This window comes from Paenibacillus sp. SEL1 (assembly GCF_054602535.1).
On record NZ_CM137723.1, the window covers coordinates 5109850 to 5135935 of the forward strand.

The window sequence follows — 26086 nt, forward strand, 5'->3', positions numbered from 1 at the left end:
ATTATATTTGCTCCTCCACTTCACGACGGGTTGGCATTCCACCTTGGGCTCCAAATTTGGTTACGGACAATGACGCAGCACGATTAGCAAATTTCACACTGTCGGCCAGCGATTTTCCTTCGGCCAGTGCCACTGCAAAAGCAGCGTTAAACGTATCTCCTGCACCTGTTGTATCAACGGCTTCTACTTTATAAGTAGGAACCACGACTTCCTGTTCTCCGTCGAAAAATCGTACACCGTTGCTGCCCTCAGTCACAAACAGCTTGTTGGGATATTTACGCAACGCTTCTTGCAGGCTCATATCCTTAAACATAATGGCAGCTTCATGCTCGTTTGGCGTAATGTAGGTCGCATTCGCAATTACGCTTTCTTCCACTTCACGAGCCGGGGCTGGATTCAGCAACAAGGGTATCTGGTATTTCGCACAAATCTCGCTTACATAAACAACCGTTTCTGTTGGTATTTCCTGTTGAATTAGCACAATATCCGAACTTCGGATGACGTCAAGCGCTTCTTCCACATAGGCGGGTGTCACTTCATTATTTGCTGCTTTTACCACGACAATACTGTTATCACCTTCAGCGAGTACAATATGCGCTGTACCGCTTTCCATATGTGTAACCGGTTTCACATAACCAGTATGAACATGATTTTCTTCAAAATTTCGTAAAATCTGTTCTCCAAAATGGTCATCCCCTACACGTCCAATCATCGTAACGGCTGCTCCGAGTCGTGCTGCGGCTACTGCCTGATTGGCTCCTTTACCTCCAGGTACGGTTGTAAAGCTTTCACCCAATACCGTTTCACCAGCACCGGGACGTTTGGACGAAGTAACTACGAGATCCATAGAACTGCTTCCGATAATCGAAATTTTAGCCATCATAATCCACCTTTCTCGTCGTTTCCCGTTCTATAAATTTGACGGGCAATTGTATGCTTGAATAGGTAAGTACTTTCGAATGAAGATTAGGTACGCTTGACTTCGTTACTTGCGACTGCTCAATCAGCTGAATGAGTAGTCCTGCTGCTTCCCAGCCCATTTCATAAGCAGGTTGTCGGATCGTTGACAAAGGCGGGAATAACAAACTGCTTAATGGTATATCATCAAACCCGATAATTTGAACATTATCCGGGATTTTCTTTCCTAATCTATGTGCCTCATGCATCACCGCTGTAGCCACGATATCGTTACTTGCGATAACTCCGTCCGTATCCGGGTACTTGCTAAACAGCTCTTTGGCCCACGACTCGGCCTCCTTGAATGAAAAGGAAGTTGTCTCGACCACATGGTAAGCAATTCCGGATTGCTGAAGCTCTTCAACCGCCCCGCGAAAACGGTCTTGTGCTGGACGAATATGTGCAGGGCCCTGCATGACTGTAATTTGTTTGCTGCCGCGGGCAACCATTTCTTGAGCAGCCAAGCAACCGCCATGGGCTCCATCCGCATATACGGAGAGGCTGTCACTGGAAGTTCGATCGAGAAAAACGACCGGGATCTTCAGTTTGGCGTAACAGTCGGCATCGGGATCATTGGTAGAAGAAATAACACCAACGACATTATTTTGAACAAAAGTATCCATGTAATCCAATTCTTTTTGGCGATCTTCATCACTATTACCGAAAATAATCCGAAAATCATTTTCCTGCATTCGATCCTCCACCCCACGAGCTAACAAGGGAAAGTAAGGGTTCGTAATATCCGGCAGCAGCAGGCCGATTAATCTGGATTTCTTTTTATACAAAGAACGTGCAACTTCATTGGGCTTGTAATTTAACTGCCTCACAGCAGCCTCTACCTTTCGCCGTGTATCCTCATGTACATATCCAGTTTCATTAATAACTCTGGATACGGTCGCTACGGAAACACCTGCAAAGCTGGCGACTTCTTTAATTGTTGTCATAGTGTAGGTTCAACTCCAATGTGTAACCGGTTACACATATAAAATATCATAGCATTAATTTTTTGACAAGCATTAATTATTTGCACGTTGAATGCTTTAGCTTTATAATTCTTATTGTAACTAATGAAGTTCCACCTTTATACACATTCTAAAGTGGGGAGCACCTCTCCCGGTTACTCAATAAAATACGTATACATGGAGGCTTTTTCCTGATGAATATTGAAGTATGGTCTGATTATATGTGCCCATTCTGTTATATTGGCAAACGCCGTTTGGAGCAAGTATTACAGCAATTTCCACATCGCAATGAGGTGCAATTGACATTCAAGAGTTTCGAATTGAACCCGGATGCTGTGAGAGATAGCGGTAAAACGATCAATGAAGAACTATCCGCTAAATATGGGGTCAGTCTGCAAGAGGCTCAGGCTTTGAATGATCGAATGAACGAAAACGCACGCTCTGCGGGTCTTGATTATAATATTCATGCCATGGTGCCGACGAACTCTCTTGATGCTCACCGCTTAACACTTTGGGCTCAAACACAAGGCAAAATGCTGGAACTGAGCGAGCGTTTATTCCAGGCTGTATTCATCGAAGGCAAGCATACAGGGGATCATGAAGTGCTGGTAGCGCTGGCTACTGAGGTTGGTTTGGATCAAAAGGAAGCGGCTGCTATATTAGCCAGTGATCGTTTTACCGACGAAGTTAGAGCTGATGAATCCGAAGGCGCTGAGTTAGGTGTTCAGGGTGTACCATTCTTTGTATTTGATCGAAAATTTGCTGTTTCTGGTGCCCAGCCGGAGGAAGTATTCCATGATGCGCTTCAAAAAGCATGGGATGAACGCTCACCTTTCACCATGATAAGCGGCAGCTCGTCCAAACAAGATGAAGGTGGTATATGTACCGATGAGGGTTGTGAGCTTCCAGGCCGTGAATGAAGATTATCTATTCCCTAAATAAATTTTAAAGAAGCGTGCCAGCACCCAATTAAACCTGAGGCTGGCACGCATCTTTATTTTATAACGATTTAATCATTCCGCCATCCACAAGGATGGTGCTCCCTGTCAAATAGGATGAAGCTGAAGACGCCAGAAAAGCAACAACTTTACCGAACTCTTCAGGCTCTCCATACCGCCCCAATGGAATGCCCTCTTCTGCTTGTTTACGAACCTGATCCGTCGTTTGCTGGGTTTTCTCAGCTCGATGCTCGTCCAAGCTACGCACGCGATCGGTTGCAATTCTCCCCGGTGCTACAGTATGTACCAGAATATTATGAGGAGCTAATTCCAGAGACAATGTTTTCGCCAATCCAGCGACTCCCGTACGTAGCGTATTTGAAATGATTAACCCCGGAATTGGCTGTTTAACTGAGGAAGAAGCAATATTTAAAATCCTACCGTTTTGTTGTTTTTTCATATATGGTAACACCTCACGGATCAACCGGATATGACTAAGTAAATTTTGTTCAAAGGCCTGCATCCACACTTCATCTGTAAAATCATCAAAGGTACCGGCAGGAGGCCCACCCGCATTGTTAACCAAAATATCAACGGTGCCAAACAAGTCAGCTGTACGGCGGATGGCCTGGGAGATATGTTCTGGTTTTGTTACATCGCAAACTACATATTCAACGCGGCCACTCGCTGTTTCCAGTAATTCCGCCTGCGTCCGCTGAAGCTCTGCTTCGTTCCGTCCTGAAATGACGACATTCGCACCCTCGCGTGCCAGCTCCCGTGCGCTTGCCTTGCCGAGTCCTTTACTGGAACCTGCAACAAAGGCTATTTTTCCCGTTAATCCTAAATCCATCTATGACACTCCCTTTTCTCAGTGTTCTCTATTTAATTGTACACATGACCAGCACTTAATGCGAATAGCTTGTAGTATCATGAAGGCTATCTATCTTCTCACCACTAAAAAGAATACGAAATCATTAATTGCAAGGTAAAACAAAAAGGCCTGACATTTAGTCAGGGACCCTTTTTGTTCACAAAATTTTGTTTGTTTACAACACGTTATGATGTTGATGTAGTAGTTGTTGTTGGCTGCTCGTATACAACAACGGACTGGCTCTCAGGCTCCCATTTAACATTTGTCCCCAAGGCCTCTCCGATTACCCTTACAGGTACCATTGTCGTCCCATCCACTATGGATGCTGGCTGCTCGATAGAATACGGCTGACCGTTAATATATGCTTTCGGACTGTTAACAAATAATTTAACGGACACGCCGTTACGGGTGACAGTAACAGCCTTTTCTTTCGGATCCCAGGAAACCTTTGCATCCAAAGCTTCGGAAGCTGCTCTAAACGGAACAAGTGTGGTCCCCTTGCGGTTAATCGGTTTGGCATCGTATTCTTCACCATTCACGAACAGCTTCATACCCGACGGCCGTCCAGCCTTCTTCGAGAATTCACCGAGCTTTTTGTAGCTGTCCAGGTCGGACACATTAGCCAGTACCGCCTCCTCTTGCATGTATACGGCATCTGTCACATTTCCGTTTTCAGCCAGTAGCTCAGCTGCTTCAGTCAGTGCTTTACCAGAATTCCGAATCAATTCAAGTTCAGCAACCTGCTCTGGAGTCAAACGGTCCGGGTATTTCGTAAGCAGCAGATTCGCAATAACCGCTCCTGCCGGCTTATCCTTTGTATTTTCTACCGCGTGAAGCAGACCCTTGTAACCGTTGCGTCCCTTGTGACCATTATGGTCTTTGGACTCCTCGTACGTATCATCCGTTACTGCAACAGGTTCGGTTTTTCTGATTTCTGCGTGTTTTTCTTTTTTACTGTTTTCATCCTTTTTGCCGGATGCTTTGTCCTTTTGTTTTTTGGACTGATCATTGTCTGAGTCATGGGGATTGATTAGCTCTTCCCCACTCTTTTCATTCCCGTCTTTAACAGACGTCTTTGCTTCCTGTTTGTTCTCATGATCATTTCCGCGTCCCTGCTTGGCCTCAGCGGTTCCTGCTGCCAATCCCAAGACCAGTATACACGCTAATAAAGCTGTCCAAGTGTTTCTCATGATGCGATTCCTCCTTATAGTAAAGACCGGGCTCAAATGTCCCTAGATGTATTAACGGCTTCTCTAAGCTGATTTTTTATCTTTTCTTTAACTAATGTGTGGGACACCAATATAGCCGCAGTCCAGATTGCCAAAACCACTATAAAATTTTATTATACGCCTAACCTATTTACACAGTATAATGAGAATTACACATGCATTTTTAAGTATCAGCCTTTACATTCGCATAATAGAAAGAAGATGAAACAGACATGTTCGGCACCATTCTTTTGGACGTTGTTTTACCTATTTTTGTACTTATCGGTTTTGGTTGTATCATGCAATATTATTTTCGACTGGATTTGTATACCTTAGCTAAAATCAATTTTTACTATATCACCCCCGCAGTTGTGTTTACGGGTCTTTATAACTCGGAAATTTCTTTAATGCTCATGGGTGAGGTTTCACTTTTTTATGCCTTGTACATAGCTATTCTGTACGTAATCAGCACTACCGTCGCCAGATCTCTGAAATACAGTCCCGGAATGCGTGGAGCTTTTACAAATAGTGTAATGCTAGATAATTCAGGAAATTATGGTCTGCCAATCAATCAGTTGGTGTTCAAAGGTGACCCTTTGGCCATTTCCGTTCAAGCTCTGATTATGACCTTTCAAAGCTTTGTCACATTTACATACGGCACTTTTGTTGTGCAAAACGGCAAGGCCAATACTCGAAAAATATTAATTAATTTTTTAAAAATGCCTGTTCCCTATGCGCTTGCGCTAGGTTTGCTCCTAAATCTGCTGCATAGTCCATTGCCTAATTTACTAGCTGAACCTTTGAATTATATTAGTCAGTCGATGGTTGCCGTGGCTCTGCTTACTTTGGGAGCACAAATTGTGCAATATCCCTTTCGTTTGCGCCGGACTGCCGTGTACATCAGTATGGTACTACGCCTGATTGTTGGTCCAATGGTCGGTTTTATGCTCGTCTTGCTGCTGGGTCTTAAGGGAATTCCCGCTCAAGCCTTGCTCATTGCATCGGGTATGCCTACCGGCGTTAATACCAGTATTTTGGCGGAAGAATATAAAAACGAACCCGATTTTGCCGCACAAACAGTATTACTTTCCACGATTGTGAATGTCATTACGATGACCCTATTAATTTCAGCATCCCGGCATCTTGTTTGAGGTGTATGATCAATATAAAAAATGGATTAGAGACGCTTTTTGTCTAAGGACAGGAGCGTTTCCTTTTTCGAGATAAAAGAACATATGTTCCCGTCAGTGTTTCTTTTTCTACTTAAAGTGGTGTGTTTGTTTTGTGGATATCGTATGCGAGAAAGAGTTTTTTTCTATTATGAATTTTTCATATAGTGAAATAATTATACTCTTTAATTTGAATCTCTATTATCTGCCTGTTTTCAATTTGTCGTTGCTTTTTCCCTAAAAAAGAATGCGGGACAACAAGATCATCAAAAATAAAGCCAGCTCACTCATTAGAGTGGCTGACTTAGGATTATCCTTATTAAGGTTTAGGGCTCAATTCCCCATTGCTTGCTTCCAGACAGGTAAGCGGTTATTTTAGCAGAATCTTGTAAACTGTTTGCTGTGGGATTAAATGAATAATCATCGGTTTGCGTGTAACTGCTCCAGTCCTCTTTGGATATCCGGGTTTGCAACTCCACACTTTGACCGGGCTCTAAAGAACTCGCAGCTGAGTTAAACCCGATTTCTGCATAAGAATCTGCCCCTGGCTTCGCATTGGATAATGTTTTGAAGCTAGCAATCACATTCCCTGTACCGACGCTCGACCAATCCGTGAAGAAATTTTGTGCTTTCTCCCCGTTAATGGTGTAATAATAACGCAATGTCACGTCTGCTAGGGAAATTGATGAGGTTCCCGTATTGGTTATTTTAAATTTGGAACTGATTGTATTGCTTGTGGCGGATACATTCCCATTGAAGGCTTGCACCTTCAGAACGCCCTCGCCTGTTCCCGGCTCACTTGGCGTATCCCCTTTCACCGTAATCGTGAACAACGCATCAGTGCCTGTACTAAAATGGAAGTTGAGCGTGGTCTCTCCTTTAGGAAGTTTCGATAAATACTTGTTAGTAAGAACGACTGTTTCTTCACTAACTGTATAATCTTCACCCTTGTTCAGCACCACGCTCCCCTGCTTGATCGCTTCTAGCGTATTACCGTTAAGTGTAAGCTTGACAGTAATATCGGTATTGCTGTTATCTACTCCATAGGTTGCAGTCGTTGGTGTAATACTTGCTTGCCCGGTAGATGGCTGATCACCACCCACACGATCTGCCACCAGAATGCCGCGGCCATTCGTTCCCAGATAAGCACGTCCGTAAACCCGAGGGTCCCCAATAATTTTGGTCACTCGAGCATATTGATGCTTGTCATCATTAATGCGCGCCCAGTTTGCGCCAGCATCGTCCGAACGGTAAAATCCACGTGTACCATCAATTTTACCAACGATAAATACCCCTGCATTCGTACGGTTCGGCGCTGCCTTACCAAAGCCTACAAAATCCGCTTCCTGCACATTAGAGAGCTTGGTGAACGTAGCGCCAGAATCCTTGGAATGCCATAAGCCATATGGTCCTCCATCCTCGGAGCCTCCAGCGAACCATACATCTCCTTCTGCTCCTCGTACAGCATCAATATCAGCATTGCCTGCTGTCGGTAAGCCAGTTACCGCTGATGGCGTAAAGGATACGCCTCCATTGGTGCTCACATATATTTTCCCGGAGGCAAATGCGTAATATTTATTAGGGTTCACTCGATCAGAGACGATCTTTGCATTCGCTGGAATCCCTGTGCTTGCTGTCCATGCGTTGCCGCCAGTTTTGGAGTAGAACACACCTTTGTCCGATGTACTCCACAGCAAGCCATTCCCATCTGCCGCTACGGCGATGCTGCCTCCTCCTGCTGTACCGGAAGGCTCGCTATTTGCCTTATACCAGTTGGCTCCGCCATCATTGGAAAAACCGATGGATTTGGCATTTGGATCTTTTTTATAATCCGCTTTACCTACCCGGGCCATAAAAGAAGGATTCAGCTCGGCATAATCGATACTTTCGCTGCTTGTAAAGGTCGGATTATCCAGCATTTTAGCTGGAGCCTTGAACAGATCGTCATGCCTGAAACCAGAGACATCACCTACTGCGCTCACCAAAGGCGCGCCAACTGGAGGGCTCACCAAATCCAAAATCGCTGTTTCCTCCACCCCTTTAGCGGCTACCAAAATATCCAGCTTTCCACCTTTATCCCAATTGGTCAGATTTTTAGAGCCATAAATCGTAGCTCCGGTGCCGTACAGCATATGGTCTGAATTAAACGGATCTATCTCCAGATCTCCGATCATCCAGCCCAGCTTGGGCGATGCTTCCGGTGGAGCAGGGTTAGCATTGAAAGTCAGCCAAGGCGCACCGCTTATATCCAGATTGTATTTCAGCTTGCGAGACGGATAACCATCGAATTCCCAAATAGGACTCCAGGTTGCTCCACTATCCGTGCTGCGATAAATTGTTTCATCCGGCCACCAGGCATTCAAGGTAGCAACCATAAGTGTGCCTGGCTTCTGGGCATCCACCGTCAGTCCACCATATCCAAAATGATTGTCCGCGCTGCTGCTACCAATAGGGCTAATGTTAGTCCACTGCCCGCTTGCTGTATTCAATTTCCACAGTTCACCCTTTGTTCCGTCATATGGACCAGCTCCATCGCTATAAGAAATATACAAGTTGCCGTCCGCTGATAACACACCGTGATGTGGCAAATAGCCCGTAGGCTGTCCCGCTATAGCAGACCAGGTTGTCCCGCCATCTGTACTGCGATAGACGCTTTGCTTTTTATCTGCAACACCTACATAGATCGTCTGCGTTGCTTTACTGGAAGAGCCTGTTTTTTTGTCAAAAGTAATCCAGGCCAAACCGACAATGTCGCTGGTATATTCATTGGAAGGGTCCTGTACATACGTCCCTGGATTCGGGAAACTGCTCACCTTGCTCCAAGTTTCTCCGAAGTCAGAGCTTTTCCATAGTCCATTACCACTTCGAGCTCCAAAGAACAAAATATTATTCTTATTTGGATCAATCGTCAGACGTTCACCCATTGAACGCCCTGGCATATTGCCCCCCACCTTAAAAGGAAGCTTGGTTGTCTGCCACGTATTGCCCCTGTCGGTGGAACGCATAATCTGCCCGTTTTCTTTATCCCATGAATTAGTATACGTACCTGTAGCTATATATACACGATTCGGATCAATAGGATCGGTCGCCAGTGCATCCACACCATTTTTGTTCCAATCCTCCCAGCCCACAGAATCCGTCAGTGGAATCCAGCTCTCATTGGCAGCATTCCAGCGGTAAGCTCCTCCAATATCTGTACGGGCATAGATTAGGTCTTTTTCCGTTTCATTAAAAATAATGCCAGGTACAAAACCACCACCTCCACCCGTAACGACACTTTTCCAACTGTAATCGTCACTTGGAGCAGCATGAGCCGGTGCTATCATTCCTGTCCAGGAAGCACCCGCTACCACAAGCGCCAAACAAGCAATTCTCAACCTGTTTTTTGCCTTAGTCAATGAATTCAACCTCCTTCTTCAATATCATTTGAATATGCGAGTCATTTTGAGATAAAAGCAATCAGCCGATTCTGAATACGTTCCTATCGTTATCGTTGCTTCTCACAAATCTGACAAATGTTTTCTCAGGCTCACCCCCATTCAACCAATATATACGGTGCGATACTCGTTTTGTTAGCGCTTACATAAGTGTCTTGCTCAATAGATTCGTCATCTTTTTCTCATTTCCTTGTGCGAAAAATCAAGATAATGCAATATTATCTCCTGCTCCTCAGCTTATAATATGAGGTTTGGACTTCCTTCAGAGTTAACACCTTTTATTTAATTCTATTATGAATTTTTTATATAATGAATTAATTACTTCATTTTCATTCTTTATGGGTGTCAAAATACTTTGATTTACAACAAAAAACCGCGCTATGCGCGGTCAGAGTGTCGAGAAAGTCCAGAGGACTTTTCGACACTTCTATTTTTATATGGGGAGACGCATCTTTTAAAACAAAAATCGATTTAAAACGATCTGAGGACCCTAGTTTTTAGACCACTAAGACAGTTTTAAACCCTCTGCAAAAAAACAGGGGGTTTCTCGACAGCCTGACCGCGCTATGCGCGGTTCCAGCTTCAGTTGCTTCCGTTAATACTGTCGTCAGTCATAAACATATGCATATTATTGCAAGTATTCAAGCGCCAGAGCTAAAAATATATGTCCTGAGACGAGCAATGCTCGCTCATCAAAATCAAAGTGAGGATGGTGATGAGCAAAATGCGTTCGTTCATCCTCATTACGTGCACCCACATGAATGAATGCTCCCGGTCGATGCTCCAAATAATAAGCAAAATCCTCTGCTCCCATGACCGGCTTCAAATTCAAAAAAGCGTCTGCTCCATACAGTCTGCCAATGAGCTCGCGTACACGTTCCGTTTCGGCTTCGGCATTCACCAAAGAAGGATAGCCATTCAAATAGTCAATTTCGTATCCGGCATGATAAGCCTCAGTCAACCCCTTGACGATACTGCGAATTTCATTCTCGACTTCCTTACGCACTTCCTTATTGAACGTACGTACAGTCCCTTCAATTTTGGCCTTATCTGCAATCACATTAAAGGCAGTTCCAGCTTGAAATACCCCAATCGTTAACACTGCTGATTCAATAGGGTCCACCCTGCGACTAACCACCTGCTGCAACCCGTTCACAATTTGACTGCCGATAACAATAGAGTCCACCGTCTGATGCGGTCGTGCACCATGCCCGCCTTTACCGTTGATCTGGATCGTAAACGCGTCGACAGCCGCCATCGCAGGCCCACTCTTTAATCCAATTTTACCAAGCGGAATTTCAGAGGCGAGGTGAATACCGTATACCGCCTCTACCCCATCCAGACAGCCATCCTCAATCATAAACTTGGCTCCACCAGGCGGTTTTTCTTCTGCATGTTGAAAAATAAACACAAGCTTTCCCTTCAACGCCTCACGGTTATGGCTCAATACGCGTGCCACTCCAAGTAACGCAGCCGTGTGACCATCATGTCCGCAGGCATGCATAACACCCGGAACGGTCGATTTATAAGGCACATCCTTTTCATCCTGAATGGGAAGCGCATCAAAATCAGCACGAAATGCAATCGTTCTACCTGGCTGACCGCCTTTTAAAAACCCGAGCACACCGTTTCCACCCACATTCGTTCTTACCTCAATGCCAAAAGAGCGCAATTGATCGGCGATAAATGCAGACGTATTCGTTTCTTCAAAAGAAAGCTCGGGATGCTGATGTAGATGTCTTCTCCATGCAATCAGCTCTTGTTCACCATCTTTTAATTCCTGAACCCATTTTTCTAGCATAATACCCTCTTTTCCTATTGAATTTATATACTTCTATCCTTATCTTACCATGAACGGCCTGTAGAATGTAGTTCTCTTATCATACCGATAGTAGATCAAAGGGGTGTCTTGAACCTAGGACGGGTAATGACAAGCGGCATAATGTCCTGTGCTAATCGCTGTCAGTCCAGGCACTTCCTCACGGCAACGCGAGGTCGCTAGTGGACAGCGGGTATGAAAACGACAGCCGGATGGAGGCTTCGCAGGCGAAGGAATCTCACCTTGTATCGTAATTAGCTCCCGGCGGTTTTTCGGATTTGGATTAGGTATCGAGGCAACAAGCCCTCGGGTATACGGATGGGCAGGATGCCTGAACAACTCGTCACTTGGCGCAATTTCTACGAGTTTTCCCAAGTACATAACTCCTATCCGGTCTGAAATATGACGGACTATATGCAATCCGTGTGCGATAAACAAATAGGTCGTATCCAGCTTACGCTGTAAATCCTGAAGCAGATTGACAATTTGCGCCTGAACGGAAACATCCAAAGCCGACACTGCCTCATCCGCCAAAATAAACTGCGGTTGCAGAGCAATGGCACGGGCTATCCCGATTCGTTGGCGCTGTCCTCCCGAAAATTCATGCGGATATCGCGTAACTAGCGAAGGTGATAATCCAACAGCGCTCAAGAGTTCCTCCACCCGTTCCTGCTTTGCCTTGCCATTCAGCCCTTCATGAACTGCAAGCGGCTCCCCTATGATATCTCCTACACTCCACCGTGGATCAAGAGATCCGTAGGGGTCTTGAAAAATCATCTGCATATCACGACGAACGGATCGCAACTCAGAATTTCCTAAACGTGTTAGCTCCTGATTCTGGAACCATACCTGCCCGGAGGTCGGACGTTCCAGCTGCATCAGCATCCGGCCTAAAGTAGACTTACCACTGCCGGATTCTCCGACCAAACCAAAGGTTTCGCCCTTTCGAATTAAAAACGATACATCATCCACCGCCCGGATCGAAGCACCAATCCGACCGGGAAAGCTTTTTTTCACCGGATAATACTTGCGAAGTCCATCCACCCGAAACAAGTCCTGCTTGTTCTGGACATTTTCCATGATAGTCTCATTGGATTCAGGGGAGTCCTTTACCTGTATGCCATGAATGCTCACCTTAGCCCCATCAACAGCAGATACGTTCGTCACTTCTTCCTTTACTTCGGTTGCCTTTGCAACAGCATCTGCTGTGATCTGCCCTTTCACAGATAGCTCTGTAATACGCCAATCACCGGACGTAGCCAATTGCTCGGAATGCCAGCAAGCTACCTCGCGTTCATCCTTGGCTGCCAGCGGTGGCGCTTCGTCTTTACAATGATCCGTCGCGTGCGGACAACGCGTGTGAAACAAGCAGCCTGAAGGCAATGCACTCAGGCTCGGAATTGCCCCTGGGATCGAAAACAACTTGCTGCTGCGATCTGTATCCAGTGTTGCCACCGAACGAAGCAACCCTCTAGTGTAAGGGTGCAATGGCAGCTCGAACAGTTCTTCCGTCGCTGCCTGCTCCACAACTCGACCGGCATACATCACAACAATTCGATCCGCTACCGATGCCGCAATACCCAAATCATGCGTAATCAACAGAATCGACATGTTGAATTCTGCCTTTAATTCCTGAAGCAATTGCAAAATTTGTGACTGAATCGTTACATCCAGCGCCGTTGTTGGTTCATCCGCTATTAGCAGCTCAGGGCCACATGAAAGTGCCATTGCAATCATTGCCCGTTGTAGCATCCCACCGGACAGTTCTCCGGGGTACTGCTTCATGCGAATTTCTGGTTCAGGAATCCCTACCCTGTTCAGCAAATGAACCGCATGAGTCCATGCTTGCTTTCGTGTCTTCCGGTCATGCTCCATGATGATTTCTATCAGCTGATACCCGATAGTGTACACCGGATCAAACGCCGACATCGGCTCCTGAAATACCATCGCCATCTTTTTGCCGCGAAGTGAGCGTAATTCCTGCTGCGACAAAACGGTCAAATCTATGCCCTGCAACCGTATTTGTCCTTGGGCAATTCGTCCGTTTTCATAATCGATTAGCCGCATAATCGCCTTGGAGGTAATCGTTTTTCCGCTGCCGGATTCTCCGACGAGGCAGACCGTTTCTCCCGCCCCGATCGTTAGTGATACGTTGTCGAGTGCTTGCAGCAAACCTTTTTTAGTGTGAAAATCGACCGACAAATGTTCAATCTCCAGCAAAGATGACAAACGAACTCCCTCCTTCTATAGCACTTAAGAATAGGCTTCCTGATGCTAGTTTGCATTCTTTTTCGGGTCCAACTGGTCTCTCAGCTTGTCGCCCAAAATATTGACTGACAACACAAATAACGTAATGGCTAGGCCAGGAAAGGTACATATCCACCAAGCTACTGTCAAATATCCTCGTCCTTGAGACAATACTGTTCCCCAATCCGGAATTTCCTTTACTGTGCCAAGTCCCAGAAAGCTTAATCCCGATCCGGCCAAAATAGCGCTACCGATGCCAAGCGTCGCCATCACGAGCAAAGGGGACAAGGAATTAGGAAGCACATGACCCCAAAAGATCCCGAAGGGTGTAACTCCGATGGAACGTGAAGCCGTGACGTAAGAACGTCCTTTTATACTCATAATTTGACCGCGCATAACTCTTGCATAACCGGGGACAGCAGATATGGCTACCGCCAGCACAATATTGAACAAACTTGGGCCAAGAGCCGCCGCAATCGCCAAAGCCAGCAGAATGCCAGGAATAGTCATCAAAATATCAATAAATCGCATCAGTATCGAATCCACTGTACCGCCAATGTAACCTGAGAGCGCACCAATAATTCCACCCACCAGACCGCCGACGAGTACCGACATAAAGCCAATAAACAGAGAATCCCGACTTCCGTGAACAACCAGACTGAATACATCCCGCCCAAAATAGTCCGTTCCGAACCAGTGAGTAGCACTTGGGCCTTGTAAAATATGGTCGCTTAACATTTCTGTGGGTGCATAAGAAGCAATCCATTGTGGAAACGCCGCACAGGCGATTACGAACACAATAATTAGTCCCGCCGCATATACGAACCCATCCGACACTCCACCGAACCGCAACTTTCCAGTTTGCCGAGCTACCCGCAGCTTTCTTTCCTTCCAAATTGTTTTGGCAGCCATTGTTTCTCTCAACCGTCTTCCTCCTCCCTGAATCCTTCCGGCTTACGCCGAGCGTCTAACCCTTGGATCAATGAACGTATACGATATATCCACCAGCAGATTTACGATCACATACATGATGGCAGAGAACAATACAACTCCCTGCACAACGGGCAAGTCTTTAGCCATAATTGCATCCGCAATTAAACGCCCAATGCCTTGCCGTGAAAATACCGTCTCACTCACAACTGCTCCGGCCAGCATTTCTCCCATCAGCATCCCGATCATCGTTATCGCTGGAATCAACGCATTGCGTAGCGCATGGCGATACATAATAACCTTCTCAGACAAACCCTTGGAACGGAGCGTTACGATGAACTGCTCATTAATGACCTCCAGCATACTGTTGCGCACCATTCTGACAATGAACCCTGCACCGACAATGCCCAAAGTGAGAGACGGAAGCACAAGGGTTTTCCAACCATCCGAGCCCATAGCAGGCAGCCATCCCAAGTGAATGGAGAAAATAAGCAACAGCAGAATGCCTGACCAGAATGTGGGCATAGAAATGCCGAACAATCCAACGATTCGTGCGATGATATCAATCGGCTTATCCCGATGAATGGCTGACAGCACTCCAAGCAGGACACCGATAATGACCGAAATAGCAGAACCGGCAAGCGTCAGCGCCAGTGTAGGCGGGAGATTGACCCATATTTTAGGCAGCACCGGATCAGCATTGAGCAGTGATTTTCCAAAATCACCTTGTAGCAGATTTCCGAAATAGTTCAAAAACTGAACATGAAAAGGCTGATCCACTCCCAGCTTATGACGCAAATTGGCGATCATCTCTGGCGTGGCTGTTGAAGGGTCAAGAATCGAATCCACCGGGTCCCCCGGAAGCAGATACAAAATACTGAACACCAAAATACAGGAACCCAGAATGACCAACAAAGAAGTAACCAGTCTTGCTGCAACAGCTCTGATCATAGCCCACACTCCTTCCCGTCTGAATGGTCCCCAGAAAACTATTTAGCAATACTATTTTTGTATACGCACATCGTTAAAGAGCGGATAACCCACTACGTCGAATTTGAGACCCTGCACAGACTTGGCGGCTCCAACCGTATAAGGGAAAACATAAATAGGAATGATGACGGCCTGATCGCGGATTAGCTGTTGCACCTTTTTGTAAATCTCCTCCCGCTTGGCATCATCCTTTTCAATAGCTCCCAGCTCCAACAGCTTGTCGACCTCTGGATTGGAGAAGTTAGGCAATGTAGGCCGCTGATTTGGTGCCGCCGTGTGGTAAAAAGCATATAAAGCGTTCGGGTCCACATTGACCTGGCTATTTCCGTAGAAATCATAGTTTCCATTCGTATATACAACTGTTGCAATATCCTTGGTAATTTCAATCTTCACATCAACACCGATTTTCTTCAGCTGCTGTTGAATAATGGCTGCAATGTCGTTCCGTTTTTCACGGTTCGGAGTGCCGTCTACATAATGCAGCGTCAGACGTTGTCCATCCTTCACCCGGAAACCATCCGCTCCCTTAACCCATCCCAACTCATCCAGTAACTGATTGGCCTTGTTAAGATCAGGCTGCAAACCGTTTTCCAGTGATTTATCATATCCAAAAATACCTGGAGTGAGTGGCGACCAAGCCTGTTCATAAGTTCCTAGATACAGTGTTTTGACGATTGTCCCCACATCAATACCATATTGTAATGCCTGCCTCGCCTTCAATTCATTCCACGGTATCTTCTTTTGGTTAATGAACAGCGTGTATGGCAAGCCTAGAGTATTGACCTGCAACAATTGAAAATTAGGGTCGCTCTTCAACGTTAAAATATTCTGCGGTGGGACGGTTTCAGCGGCCAAAGCCTGCCCACTCTGCACACTGCCGATCCGGGTTGCCTCCTCTGGAACAATTTTAAAGGTCACGCTGTCCAAATACGGCGCTCCCTGATTTTCAATAGTTTCCGGTGCCCATTTGTAATCCGGGTTACGTTCGATTTTGATTTCTGCATTTTCGTCCCATTTTACAAACTTAAAAGGGCCTGTACCCACAGGATGCTTACCGAATTGATCTCCATATTTTTTAACTCCTGCCGGAGAAACAATGGCTACAGCCGGAACACTTAAATTGCTCAAAAATGCTTGCGATGGTCGTTTCAGATTCAATTTAATCGTGTATTCGTCAGTCACCTGTGAGGACTCATAGGGAGCCAGCAAGTTAGCGGCATTACCTACTACGGCTTGCGGATCAATAATCCGATCATAGCTAAATTTAACAGCTTCCGCATTGAACGGAGTTCCGTCATGGAACTTAATGTCCTTGCGCAGCTTGAATGTATAGCTTTTGCCATCCTCGGAAACGCTCCATTCGGTTGCCAGCCAAGGCTTAATCGTATTATCCGGCAGCTTTACCACCAAATTATCGAATATCGCACGATATACCCGAGATGCTACTGCCAATCCACTCTTATGTGGGTCCAGTGAATCCGGCGATGTTGCCAGGGCATAGGTAAGATCTCCGCCTTCTGCAGCTTGCCCGTCTACTGCTGCATTTGCATCGGTATTCGTAGAATTGGCTCCGCTATTACCCGAGCATGCTGATAAGACTAGCACCATCGACAGGGTTAAAGCTGCCATTTTTGCAAATCGACTTGTTCGTTTCACGAAAAACACTCTCCGATCTGATGGGTAATGTTATGATTACATTGCATTTTGGGAGCCGATGTTCCATTGTTGATAATTCCAATCTGATATATATGAATTATGTTAATAACTGTATACCTGCGTTTTTCTAGTGTCAATGCAGGTTCTAATTAGAATGATCTATAGATGGATAGAAGACTTGAATTGACAACAAAAAAGAGCCGATAGGATACTCTCCCCGACTCTTTTTCATTACTGACTTTCTATTTCGAATTTTTCAGGTATTGAAAAACTGACTTACATTCCCTCTTACCGGATGTGTTTGTTCCCTGTACTCACCTTTCGTATAGCTTCCAATCACCTTACGCCAAAAGGATTGTGCCGGCCTATTGGTGCTCATTTGGGCCACCTTCCAACGTCCGTTAAAACGTCCAAACAGCTCATGAGCCGCCCAAGTCCCAACCCCATTATGCCGATAAGGACGAAGTACAAAGAACTCAGCCATGTAGTAGTCAGCTTCTCGATTGCTGGACATTCGGTCAACGAGTGCAAAGCCTACAGGAATATCCTGTCTCCAAATCAGAAAAGGCAGCTTCTGTTCACCGCTCGTCCAATATTGATACAAGTCTGGATAAGCCGGGAATGTACCCTTCTCAGTGACATCAATTCGAAGATAGGCTGTAAAATCGTATAAATAAAATTGCATGAGCTGTACAATAATGTCCTTTTGCGACTCCGGTACACTCTTAATAGACAGCTTCAGTTCCGATTTGATATTATACCCCATACTTTCACCTCTCTTGGCGGTTCAATCTGTTCTTTAACTTCGAATTACATCCCATCCAGTGCTGTGCAAAATATGCTAAAATACATATATATTATGACCGGACGAGGTGGAACCCAATGAATATACAAAAGATCATCGACCGGCGCAAACTAGATGAAAAAATGCCGGGATTACCATGGTACGTGCAGCAATTTATGGATTACAAGCTACCCGACCTGTCCCCTTCCACATTACTAGAATATGTGCGGGATTACGAAGCTTTCTTTTCATGGCTTCGCTCGGAAGGCTTGTCTACTGGAGAAACAAATGCCCAAGTTACACTGGAAGAATTGGAGACACTTCATATGGACAGTATTACAGGCTTTCGATTATTCCTGTCTACTAAGCGCGAAGGCTCCAACTCCCGTATTACCATTTCACGTAAGCTATCGTCCCTGCGTTCGCTTTTTCATTATTTGAGTCAGATCGCTGAGGATGAAAATTTTTATCCACTGCTCAAACGCAACATTATGGCCAAGGTCGAAATCAAGCGTATACATAAACCCAAGGATACGGCGGCCAAGCTTAAAGGTAAAATACTGGAAGAGGAAGAACTGCTTGAATTCATCGGTTATATTTATGAAGGCTATGGTCAGGATTTGGCCGATAACAAGCAGGCGTTATACTCCTATGAACTGAATAAGGAACGGGATGCCTGCATCGCCAGCCTCATTTTGAACTCAGGCCTGCGCGTATCTGAAATCGTCAATCTGAATCTAGATGATTTAGACATAAACAATAAATTATTATATGTGTACCGCAAAGGCAATAACGACGAAACCTTTAAAACGCCGGTGTATTTCCGCGAGCAATCCAAAGATGATCTCATACTTTATTTGTCCCTGAGACATACCCGTTACCGCGCCCCAAAAAAAGAAAAAGCTCTCTTTGTCGCACGTCCTAACGGCAGTACAGAAGGCAAACGGATGACCAAAAGAGCGATTCAGGCAATGATCATCAAGTACGCCAAGCGTTTCGGAAAGCCTTACCTTACCGTGCATAAGCTTCGTCATTCCTTTGCTACTGATTATTATTTACAAAATGATATTTACAAAACAAAGGAACAGCTGGGGCACGCTTCAACAGAAACTACAGAAGTGTATGCCCACCTGACTGACAAAACCATGTCCCAGGCGATCGAACGGCGGGTAGAGACTCTAACCGACTCAGCCGATTGATGTCTCACCCCTGCTTATTCCTCATTCCTTCTATCTGCTTTTGAATCTGTTCGAGTAGCCAGCGGCCTGCGGGTCCGTTGGCCTCGGCAGGAAATATCTGTATCATTTCATCTGAGTAGTGACCTTGAGCCCAATCCATTTGATGCTCCCAAACCGCTACTCCCTGTACATTTGTCAGCTTACCGGTAAGCTGAGCATCCGATTGTTCCTTCACCATGACCAGCTTTGGATAATCCTCCTGCTTGAAGCCTTCCAGCAACACACAATCATAGGCCTGAAAATGCCGGATCAGACTGGTGACAGGCTGACTATGCTCCTCTAAAATGGCTGTTCTTCCAGCCGAAACAATAGCTACGCCTTCAGCACCCGCCTGTCGGTGCTTGTACGTATCTGTACCCTCATGATCCATTTCAAATTCATGTCCATCATGCTTGATCACTGCGACGCGTAGACCTGACTTCTGCACATAACGAATCAACCCTCCGAGAAAGGTCGTTTTCCCCGTATTTTTGAATCCGACGATTTGACATACAAATGGATGTTTCGTATTCACGTTACCTGTCCACCTTGTAATACCAGTACTCGCACCTCTTCACCTTTGCGTAATCCTTCTGTTGTAGGAGGAATCACGATCAGACAGTCGCTGTCCTTAATGGTCACCATGACACTAGATTCATCTGCTCTCGCAGGAATCGCGTATACTTGCCCACCACGTATCTCCAAAGAGCTGCGTACAAAGCGTGTATAGTTATTTACCTTCGTATAATCTGCGCCTAACTTCGCCGTCCAGGTTTGTAAATATGGATGTGCCGAAGATAACATCATTTGGATCGTCGGCCGTACAAACAGCTCACAGCCTACAAAGCACGCACCGGGGTTGCCTGAAAGCGCAAATAACAGCTTGCCGTCAATCACTGCGGCTGTGGTCACACTTCCTGGACGCATCGTAACCTTGTTGAACAGCATATTCACATCTTCCTGTCGTACCAGGTCACCCATAATATCAAAATCCCCCACCGATACTCCTCCACTCGTGACCACGATATCATAGGCAGCTATGGCTTCACGTACAGAGGTACGGGCAAGACTCAAATCATCATGAATGGCTTGTAAAATGAACGGCTCTCCTCCTGCCTCTCTAATTTGAGAAGCCAGCATATATGTATTACTGTTTCGAATTTTCCCTGGTTGTAACGGCTCATCCACTGCAAGTAATTCCGATCCTGTAGAAAAAACGGCCACCCTTGGCTTCCTGTAAACAGGTACCTGATGTACTCCAAAAGTAGCCAGTACCGAGATGTGCCCTGCTCCCAGGCAGGTTCCCTTACTAAGCAAAAGCTGACCTTCCTGAATCTCATGACCAATCTGTGTCACATTTTTGCCAATCTCCATACGCTTCTTCAAGCCGACATATGTCTGTCCATTTTCCTCACGTAGCTGTGTTGCTTCCAGCATGACAACCGTGTCCGCTCCTTCAGGTAATTGCGCTCCTGTCATGATACGGGCAGCCATTCCAGTCTCCACCCGTTTGTCCGATACGGTGCCACATGGAATTTCATCAATCACATGTAACCAGATTTCCTGACCGGACGAGCAGACTTCGGTGTCCGAGCCAAGGATCGCATAACCGTCCATACCTGAGCGACGAAAACGGGGATACGGGTGTGGTGCGGTCAAATCCATTGCCAAATAACGTCCATGCGCCTGCTCCAGCTCTACGTCTTCCCTTTCACCCCGTTTAACAAGACTAGCTATCCTGCTTTGCGCCTCTTCCACCTGAACTGCTTTACGCTGGAATTTTTCTGCGTTTAATGATGTATGATTCATAATCTCACTCCGTTCTTCTAAAATGCCCTCTTTCTGTTATAACGCTAAAACCGTTATCTGGCAAATCGGGTGGGTGTTTAGAACGTCAAACTCGGCTGCTTTTCCCCGTGCTGTTGCGTGTTGGGCTTACTATATAAGTATGTTGGCAATAAAATAACCCGTGAATTCCACGGGTCATTTCCATAACTTTATAAGTGCTTCAAGCTTATTATGAGAAATAGAGCAAGTGAAGCTTCGAATCGTACCAGGCCTTCAAATGCGCTAGACTCGATCTCACAGCTGAAAAGCTTCCTTACAAGCCTGTGCGGTTACCCCGATCGTATAAGAACAATGTCTAGAGTAACGCGGTACATAATCAGTTCTTTTCTTTTTTCTTGAGCTCTGCCGGTATCGGTTTAGCGCCAAATACTGTTTTTTCGTTTTTGGTAGATTCATTAGCGTATTTTCCCAGTCTTAAATTTAAAGCTCTCGCCAATTTCTTATCCATTTTCGTTCACCTCCTTTCCATAAAGGAAGAATACTGAATGCTTGAATAGCTAAAGATAAGCATATTATGTGGGAGTGTACAAAAAAATTCACCGCACAAATCAAAACACATACCGTTTTATAATATTTGTGGTTATTGGTCTTATGAATATAAATAAAATGATTGGGTGCATAAACTAAAAACACTAATACTGAACAAGCATTAATAATCAAAATCGTTGATAAATTTAAAAAGACGAAGGGTATAGTTACACATATTGCCGTTGTAAAACAGACACAAAATGTAAGATTACTGAAGTGTGCCCCTCCTGAAAATCTTCTTACAAACATGATAGTTACTAGAGCTAATAACGACCCCCAAAAATGCCCAGTCATCCAAGCCATAATCGCAACCATTAGTATCGAAGACACTTCGGTAATTTTTATACCAAGCGCATATTCCATCACTTCTACACTTGTTGGACCATCAGGATCAGCTTTTTTTATTTCCGTTGCGATGTACCGTGATAGCGCTTCTAGCATCCTCATAATCTCCTCTCTCTGAAAAGAAATACGACACGCCGAAAGTAAGCAATGAAATGGATAGCAATCCTATGGTGTTTGAACTATAGAGCATATACAAAGTAATAAAAATGGTGACAGCTGATATTAGAGCACCTAGAATCAACAGCTTATTTAGGGATGATAAGTAATTTTCAACTCTTAAAAAATCATGTGGAGGCTGAATTATAAACGAGAAACCAAAGTTATATTTTCCCATTATATAAGAAATAAAACACGCAATAATAATAGAAGATAACTGAATAACGTAAATAGAAGAGCCAGAAGTATGATTAATAGCACCTGGTTCTGCTACTCCAAAAAAATACGCAAACAGAAATACAAAAAGTTGTAGGTTAATGTAGGCCGTTAGACCTGAACCAGCAGAAAAAGCTGCTAGATGGGTTTTGATCCCTAAACCGAATCTAAAAAAGATAACCATTAACAAATACTGAAGCGGCAAATCTAATTTAGGCAAGCCTATAACTTCCCTCATTAGAAAGGAAAACAAAGCTATGCCAATTGCATAGAATAATATTTTTGTGCGATATTCCCTCACGGGAAGCATATAAAGCTTTAAGACCAAAATAACAGCGGCCAAAGCATCGAATACACCAAGTAATATATATAAAAAAGCAGATAACACAGATACACCATCCTCTTATTTCGCCTGTTGTAATTGTATATTTTACTAATAGATGTGGCAATGAAATAATCTAGTAAACTGGTAATATTTGTTTTTATGTAAGGTAAATATTTATTTTTATCGTCAAAAAATATGAAAAGAACGATTTTAAAATCGTCCTCTTGTTGCAGTTTTAGCCTGTAACCTTCTGAATTATCTATCTGGCATCATCCTTTTGTCGAGCTGCTCAATTACAAGCGGCCAAGCCTGCTCATGTTGGTTCCTTGAATTCTCATCTGGAAAACCTGCATGCGATAAGTAAAGATGCGTGCCATTACCGCGAGGTTTAAACTCAACGGTGACCACTGTTTCAGCTCCCTTGGTGCCGCCTTCGCCAGTAACCCAAGTCAGCTCGATAAGTCTGTTTTGCTCAAGTCTTAGAAATCTTCCGTAATGTGGATGACGCTTCCCCTCAAAATGCGTTTCGAAAAAGAAGGTCGTGTTCACTTCAGCCTCCATTAATACTGATCCTGGGGCTGCAAACCAACTGTCAAACTGCTTCGTCCACGCCTGATACAGGACATTCGGAGAACACTCCATTTTTCGTTCCACCATTAGATTAAATGGTCTTTGTGAAAGATCTGGCCAAGAAATAGATAGTACCATTTAATTTTCGCTCCCTTCAATCAAACAGAGTTTTGATTATCTCTACATTATTATATCCATAAAGGTGTAGGTTGCGGCTGCTTTCCCTTATCTGTCCACTTCTACTTGATGGCTGTGCCGCTAGATGATCACCAACGTCATCTCTAAAAATAAAAAAAGGAACTGTGCATCTGTACCACAGTTCCGCGAATCTTTTGTTTTCAAATAAATTGACGATACCTGTCATCGTCGACTTCGTCGGCTGATTTTACCTGAACCGCTACGTGTTTTGGGCTTACTATAAGATCTACGCGGCGAATCAAATATGCTGGAACCGCCGCTGTCGCTCCGGTCACGTGAAATCGAGCCTCTGCTCGGTGAACTGCTGGACCCTCTGTCGAACAAACTTCCGCTTGACCCAACGCTAGAATCCGAGTTCTTTCCTCTACGGGTAACCGAACCTTTCCGCTCCACCGTAATCGGCGGAATCGCCTTTTTCTCCTGCACCGTAGGGGCACGATATTGGCCCTGAGAAGGTCGGTATACATCCCTGCTGGAGTAGCCCCGATAGGAGCCTGAACCACGCAACGAATCAAACAGAGCATCCAGCACAGTTGCGGTTAAGTATCCTTTTAGAAAACTTGAACTGTAATTTTGTTCGACATACTTTTTACTGTCAATTTCAATGAGTGTATCTTCCTTCTTAGCTGGATCTTGCTGCAAATGGTACCACTCATTGCTATATACCAGAAACATCCGCTCATTGCTCTGCGGTGACATTTGTTCCGGTGTACGCTGTTCTTTCAATTCCTCCGCTACTTCCGGAACTGTCTTGCCAGCTGCCCGGTATACATACGAGGTCGAGTTTCCGCTGCCACTAACCGATTCCAGCGGATACGTATCTTTTACACTTGGCGCGCCGCAGCCGCTTAACACGGATACGAACAAGCTCAGCGCCACCATGATCTTTAATGCATACTGCCAGGTGCGTTTGCTCATGTGTAACCCTCTCCTAGCTTGCCCGAATAACCTTGACGTCTCCGGTAATCACTTCTTCTCCTTCATAAAGCATAAAGCGACCGTCCTGCCACTCTACCCGCAACAGATGATAATCATCAGACTGGTACTGCCAAACATGCTGCTCTCCACCCTGTCGGAAAGGAGCACGGCCCATGACGGTAACATGCCCAGAATACTGCTCCTCCAAATGATACGTTGTATCATCCAGCTCTAAAATGGTCGGCACTTCCTCAGGGTTGTCAAGTCTGCCGTCGATGGCCTGATATAGTCCGAATTGCAGTGTTTCCCGTTCCTCAATATGAAGATAACTGACTTGATTACCATCCTGAAGCGTCAAAACAACGGCATTCCGGGCACGATTATGTACACGACCTACCACTTCATAGGTAACAAGCGACACTTCACAGATATCACCTGGATTTAAGTGAAGCATGCTTTTCTCTGCTTTTGGCGGCTCCGGCTTAGCAAATAGATTTGAAATTCGTTTCCACACACCCATGGTTATATTCCTGCCTTTCTTAGCCTAGAAGCATGCTGTAATGATCAAGGCGCCAACTAGATGCAGCGCTCCTGAAAACAGACCGAAACCAATTTTACCTTCCTGTGTACCTTTATCCAGGTCAAACTGAGCCCAGTACCGCAACAGCAGACGTACAATAACTTCCAAAACAAGCAGGATGACAAAGGCGATCACAGAATACACAAGCGCTTCGAGCAAATTATTAGCTGTAGCGATAGACCCTGACAAAATATAGCCTTGTGCAACCAGCTTCATAATCATTCGTACCGTTACGGCCATATTTCCAGCTTTCACTTCGGCAAAATCCTTATACTTCGTAAATAAAGAGTCGACATACATTAATACGAAGATCAAAATAGCCCCCGCACCAGTCCATACAAGCATTGCTTTCATCGTTTCTAAAAAATGCATTTCATACCATCCTCCACATCTTCTTGACCTTCATATAATGTTTTACGCTTCCAGGCAGGGAAAAGCGAAGGAGAAAACGTTTCTCCTTCGCTTCCTGAGCAATCACACTTGGTGGCATTGCTAAAATGTTCTTATTTATTTTCGTATTGCTTTAACAAAGCGGCAAGCTCATCGTCCACGGCGCTTTTCTTATCCAGCTCTTTGAACTCCTCATCCAACGATTTTTCCTTAGAGGACATTTCGTTGCTCGCTTCGGCACGTGCTTCTGCTTGCAACATTTTTTCTTCCATACGCTTCAATCCGGCAGTTGCCGTATCAGAGCTAAAACCGTTCATAGCTTTGTTAATTTCGGTTTGCGCTTTAGCTGCATTATAACGGGCAACCAGTGTTTCACGCTTGTTTTTCATTTCTGTCAGCTGTCTGCGCATTTCATCCAGCTTGCCACGTAGATTATCGGCTGCAGCTTTGTTCTGTTCGTAACCAGCTTTGAACTCGTTCATTTTTTGTTCAGCAGATTTCTTTTCTTCCAGCGCACGACGGGCCAGATCTACATTTTGTGCTTTTGCAGCGGTATGTGCCTGTTCTTCACGTTTCTTTACCAAAGCAGCCTGTTCTTCGTATTGCTGTTTGAACCTCTTTTCAATAGCAATTTGAGCGGCTACCGCTTTCTCTGCATCTTCCAGGTCCTCTTGCATATCACGAATGTATTGATCCGTCATTTTAATTGGATCTTCTGCCTTGTCGATAATGGCGTTAATGTTGGACATCGTAAGATCTCTTAATCGTTTGAAAATAGACATGTGAAGTTCCTCCTAGAGTTGAATGCTTAAATTTTAAGCTCTGTA

The 26086-nt window shown here is 45.0% G+C and carries 24 protein-coding genes; 3 read left to right on the plus strand and 21 right to left on the minus strand.

What is annotated here, in order from left to right; genetic code table 11:
* Position 1: 1 nt before the first annotated feature.
* The gene (gene rbsK, locus ACYCSE_RS23325; RefSeq protein WP_452567904.1) at positions 2–880 is read right to left on the minus strand and encodes a ribokinase; all 879 of its coding nucleotides are present in this window, start codon (positions 878–880) and stop codon (positions 2–4) included.
* On the minus strand, positions 873–1901 hold the full coding sequence (locus tag ACYCSE_RS23330) for a LacI family DNA-binding transcriptional regulator (protein ID WP_459700164.1): 1029 nt from the start codon (positions 1899–1901) through the stop codon (positions 873–875). Before ACYCSE_RS23330 ends, rbsK begins: the two co-directional genes overlap by 8 nt.
* Before the next feature lie 212 nt (positions 1902–2113).
* On the opposite strand from ACYCSE_RS23330, the gene ACYCSE_RS23335 reads away from it, so the two are divergent.
* Positions 2114–2839, plus strand: a complete 726-nt coding sequence (locus ACYCSE_RS23335; protein ID WP_459700166.1) for a DsbA family oxidoreductase — start codon at positions 2114–2116, stop codon at positions 2837–2839.
* Positions 2840–2918: 79 nt separating this feature from the next.
* Here ACYCSE_RS23335 and ACYCSE_RS23340 read toward each other — a convergent pair whose 3' ends face one another.
* Both ACYCSE_RS23340 and ACYCSE_RS23345 read right to left on the minus strand, forming a co-directional pair.
* Positions 2919–3707 carry an SDR family oxidoreductase gene (locus ACYCSE_RS23340; RefSeq protein ID WP_165176959.1) on the minus strand — a complete coding sequence of 263 codons (789 nt, stop codon included), beginning with the start codon at positions 3705–3707 and terminating at the stop codon, positions 2919–2921.
* Between the two features lie 206 nt (positions 3708–3913).
* Positions 3914–4918, minus strand: a complete 1005-nt coding sequence (locus ACYCSE_RS23345) for a copper amine oxidase N-terminal domain-containing protein (RefSeq protein ID WP_322172287.1) — start codon at positions 4916–4918, stop codon at positions 3914–3916.
* A gap of 251 nt (positions 4919–5169) precedes the next feature.
* Between ACYCSE_RS23345 and ACYCSE_RS23350 the strand changes: the two genes are divergently transcribed.
* Positions 5170–6087, plus strand: coding sequence for an AEC family transporter (locus ACYCSE_RS23350; RefSeq protein WP_235309707.1), 918 nt, complete (start codon positions 5170–5172; stop codon positions 6085–6087).
* Positions 6088–6431: 344 nt separating this feature from the next.
* Here the strand turns inward: ACYCSE_RS23350 and ACYCSE_RS23355 are convergent, their stop codons facing one another.
* From ACYCSE_RS23355 to ACYCSE_RS23385, 7 genes are all read right to left on the minus strand, one after another.
* Positions 6432–9503 carry a X2-like carbohydrate binding domain-containing protein gene (locus ACYCSE_RS23355; RefSeq protein ID WP_459700169.1) on the minus strand — a complete coding sequence of 1024 codons (3072 nt, stop codon included), beginning with the start codon at positions 9501–9503 and terminating at the stop codon, positions 6432–6434.
* Positions 9504–10170: 667 nt separating this feature from the next.
* Complete coding sequence (locus tag ACYCSE_RS23360) at positions 10171–11343, minus strand: M20 metallopeptidase family protein (RefSeq protein WP_459700170.1); 1173 nt, start codon at positions 11341–11343, stop codon at positions 10171–10173.
* Positions 11344–11457: 114 nt separating this feature from the next.
* Positions 11458–13590, minus strand: a complete 2133-nt coding sequence (locus ACYCSE_RS23365; RefSeq protein ID WP_459700172.1) for an ABC transporter ATP-binding protein — start codon at positions 13588–13590, stop codon at positions 11458–11460.
* Between the two features lie 45 nt (positions 13591–13635).
* A complete protein-coding gene (locus ACYCSE_RS23370) occupies positions 13636–14532 on the minus strand; it encodes an ABC transporter permease (protein WP_459700174.1) in 897 nt (298 codons plus the stop codon).
* A gap of 30 nt (positions 14533–14562) precedes the next feature.
* Positions 14563–15489: an ABC transporter permease gene (locus ACYCSE_RS23375; RefSeq protein ID WP_459700176.1), complete on the minus strand. Its 927-nt coding sequence runs from the start codon at positions 15487–15489 to the stop codon at positions 14563–14565.
* Between the two features lie 51 nt (positions 15490–15540).
* On the minus strand, positions 15541–17184 hold the full coding sequence (locus ACYCSE_RS23380) for an ABC transporter substrate-binding protein (protein ID WP_459700178.1): 1644 nt from the start codon (positions 17182–17184) through the stop codon (positions 15541–15543).
* 256 nt (positions 17185–17440) lie between these two features.
* Positions 17441–17950 (minus strand): GNAT family N-acetyltransferase, encoded by a 510-nt coding sequence (locus ACYCSE_RS23385; protein WP_459700180.1) that lies wholly within the window; start codon positions 17948–17950, stop codon positions 17441–17443.
* A gap of 116 nt (positions 17951–18066) precedes the next feature.
* Here ACYCSE_RS23385 and xerS point away from each other — a divergent pair, with 116 nt between their 5' ends.
* Positions 18067–19167: a tyrosine recombinase XerS gene (gene xerS / locus ACYCSE_RS23390; RefSeq protein ID WP_069289662.1), complete on the plus strand. Its 1101-nt coding sequence runs from the start codon at positions 18067–18069 to the stop codon at positions 19165–19167.
* A 4-nt stretch (positions 19168–19171) separates the two neighbouring features.
* Here the strand turns inward: xerS and mobB are convergent, their stop codons facing one another.
* The 10 genes from mobB to ACYCSE_RS23440 form a co-directional block, all read right to left on the minus strand.
* Complete coding sequence (mobB, locus tag ACYCSE_RS23395; RefSeq protein ID WP_322160880.1) at positions 19172–19720, minus strand: molybdopterin-guanine dinucleotide biosynthesis protein B; 549 nt, start codon at positions 19718–19720, stop codon at positions 19172–19174.
* Positions 19717–20994 carry a molybdopterin molybdotransferase MoeA gene (locus ACYCSE_RS23400; protein ID WP_459700183.1) on the minus strand — a complete coding sequence of 426 codons (1278 nt, stop codon included), beginning with the start codon at positions 20992–20994 and terminating at the stop codon, positions 19717–19719. The genes mobB and ACYCSE_RS23400 overlap by 4 nt, the downstream gene beginning before the upstream one ends.
* A gap of 355 nt (positions 20995–21349) precedes the next feature.
* Positions 21350–21481, minus strand: a complete 132-nt coding sequence (locus ACYCSE_RS23405; protein ID WP_023988946.1) for a hypothetical protein — start codon at positions 21479–21481, stop codon at positions 21350–21352.
* The gene (locus ACYCSE_RS23410) at positions 21454–22002 is read right to left on the minus strand and encodes an accessory gene regulator ArgB-like protein (RefSeq protein ID WP_459700185.1); all 549 of its coding nucleotides are present in this window, start codon (positions 22000–22002) and stop codon (positions 21454–21456) included. Before ACYCSE_RS23410 ends, ACYCSE_RS23405 begins: the two co-directional genes overlap by 28 nt.
* Positions 21953–22666, minus strand: a complete 714-nt coding sequence (locus ACYCSE_RS23415; RefSeq protein ID WP_459700186.1) for a hypothetical protein — start codon at positions 22664–22666, stop codon at positions 21953–21955. The genes ACYCSE_RS23410 and ACYCSE_RS23415 overlap by 50 nt, the downstream gene beginning before the upstream one ends.
* A 192-nt stretch (positions 22667–22858) precedes the next feature.
* Complete coding sequence (locus ACYCSE_RS23420; protein WP_459700188.1) at positions 22859–23311, minus strand: SRPBCC family protein; 453 nt, start codon at positions 23309–23311, stop codon at positions 22859–22861.
* A 222-nt stretch (positions 23312–23533) separates the two neighbouring features.
* Positions 23534–24289 (minus strand): DUF4247 domain-containing protein, encoded by a 756-nt coding sequence (locus ACYCSE_RS23425; RefSeq protein WP_459700189.1) that lies wholly within the window; start codon positions 24287–24289, stop codon positions 23534–23536.
* Between the two features lie 13 nt (positions 24290–24302).
* A complete protein-coding gene (locus ACYCSE_RS23430) occupies positions 24303–24809 on the minus strand; it encodes a DUF4178 domain-containing protein (protein WP_007432513.1) in 507 nt (168 codons plus the stop codon).
* A 24-nt stretch (positions 24810–24833) separates the two neighbouring features.
* Positions 24834–25241 carry a DUF350 domain-containing protein gene (locus ACYCSE_RS23435; RefSeq protein WP_235309699.1) on the minus strand — a complete coding sequence of 136 codons (408 nt, stop codon included), beginning with the start codon at positions 25239–25241 and terminating at the stop codon, positions 24834–24836.
* A 131-nt stretch (positions 25242–25372) separates the two neighbouring features.
* Positions 25373–26041 carry a PspA/IM30 family protein gene (locus ACYCSE_RS23440; RefSeq protein ID WP_013310486.1) on the minus strand — a complete coding sequence of 223 codons (669 nt, stop codon included), beginning with the start codon at positions 26039–26041 and terminating at the stop codon, positions 25373–25375.
* Between the last annotated feature and the right edge of the window lie 45 nt (positions 26042–26086).

Bases quoted from the DNA above. Each gene is read 5' to 3' on its own strand.
- rbsK (WP_452567904.1), bottom strand. From the start codon at position 880: ATGGCTAAAATTTCGATTATCGGAAGCAGTTCTATGGATCTCGTAGTT.
- ACYCSE_RS23330 (WP_459700164.1), bottom strand. From the start codon at position 1,901: ATGACAACAATTAAAGAAGTCGCCAGCTTTGCAGGTGTTTCCGTAGCG.
- ACYCSE_RS23335 (WP_459700166.1), top strand. From the start codon at position 2,114: ATGAATATTGAAGTATGGTCTGATTATATGTGCCCATTCTGTTATATT.
- ACYCSE_RS23340 (WP_165176959.1), bottom strand. From the start codon at position 3,707: ATGGATTTAGGATTAACGGGAAAAATAGCCTTTGTTGCAGGTTCCAGT.
- ACYCSE_RS23345 (WP_322172287.1), bottom strand. From the start codon at position 4,918: ATGAGAAACACTTGGACAGCTTTATTAGCGTGTATACTGGTCTTGGGA.
- ACYCSE_RS23350 (WP_235309707.1), top strand. From the start codon at position 5,170: ATGTTCGGCACCATTCTTTTGGACGTTGTTTTACCTATTTTTGTACTT.
- ACYCSE_RS23360 (WP_459700170.1), bottom strand. From the start codon at position 11,343: ATGCTAGAAAAATGGGTTCAGGAATTAAAAGATGGTGAACAAGAGCTG.
- ACYCSE_RS23375 (WP_459700176.1), bottom strand. From the start codon at position 15,489: ATGATCAGAGCTGTTGCAGCAAGACTGGTTACTTCTTTGTTGGTCATT.
- ACYCSE_RS23385 (WP_459700180.1), bottom strand. From the start codon at position 17,950: ATGGGGTATAATATCAAATCGGAACTGAAGCTGTCTATTAAGAGTGTA.
- xerS (WP_069289662.1), top strand. From the start codon at position 18,067: ATGAATATACAAAAGATCATCGACCGGCGCAAACTAGATGAAAAAATG.
- ACYCSE_RS23400 (WP_459700183.1), bottom strand. From the start codon at position 20,994: ATGAATCATACATCATTAAACGCAGAAAAATTCCAGCGTAAAGCAGTT.
- ACYCSE_RS23405 (WP_023988946.1), bottom strand. From the start codon at position 21,481: ATGGATAAGAAATTGGCGAGAGCTTTAAATTTAAGACTGGGAAAATAC.
- ACYCSE_RS23410 (WP_459700185.1), bottom strand. From the start codon at position 22,002: ATGCTAGAAGCGCTATCACGGTACATCGCAACGGAAATAAAAAAAGCT.
- ACYCSE_RS23420 (WP_459700188.1), bottom strand. From the start codon at position 23,311: ATGGTACTATCTATTTCTTGGCCAGATCTTTCACAAAGACCATTTAAT.
- ACYCSE_RS23425 (WP_459700189.1), bottom strand. From the start codon at position 24,289: ATGAGCAAACGCACCTGGCAGTATGCATTAAAGATCATGGTGGCGCTG.
- ACYCSE_RS23430 (WP_007432513.1), bottom strand. From the start codon at position 24,809: ATGGGTGTGTGGAAACGAATTTCAAATCTATTTGCTAAGCCGGAGCCG.
- ACYCSE_RS23435 (WP_235309699.1), bottom strand. From the start codon at position 25,241: ATGCATTTTTTAGAAACGATGAAAGCAATGCTTGTATGGACTGGTGCG.
- ACYCSE_RS23440 (WP_013310486.1), bottom strand. From the start codon at position 26,041: ATGTCTATTTTCAAACGATTAAGAGATCTTACGATGTCCAACATTAAC.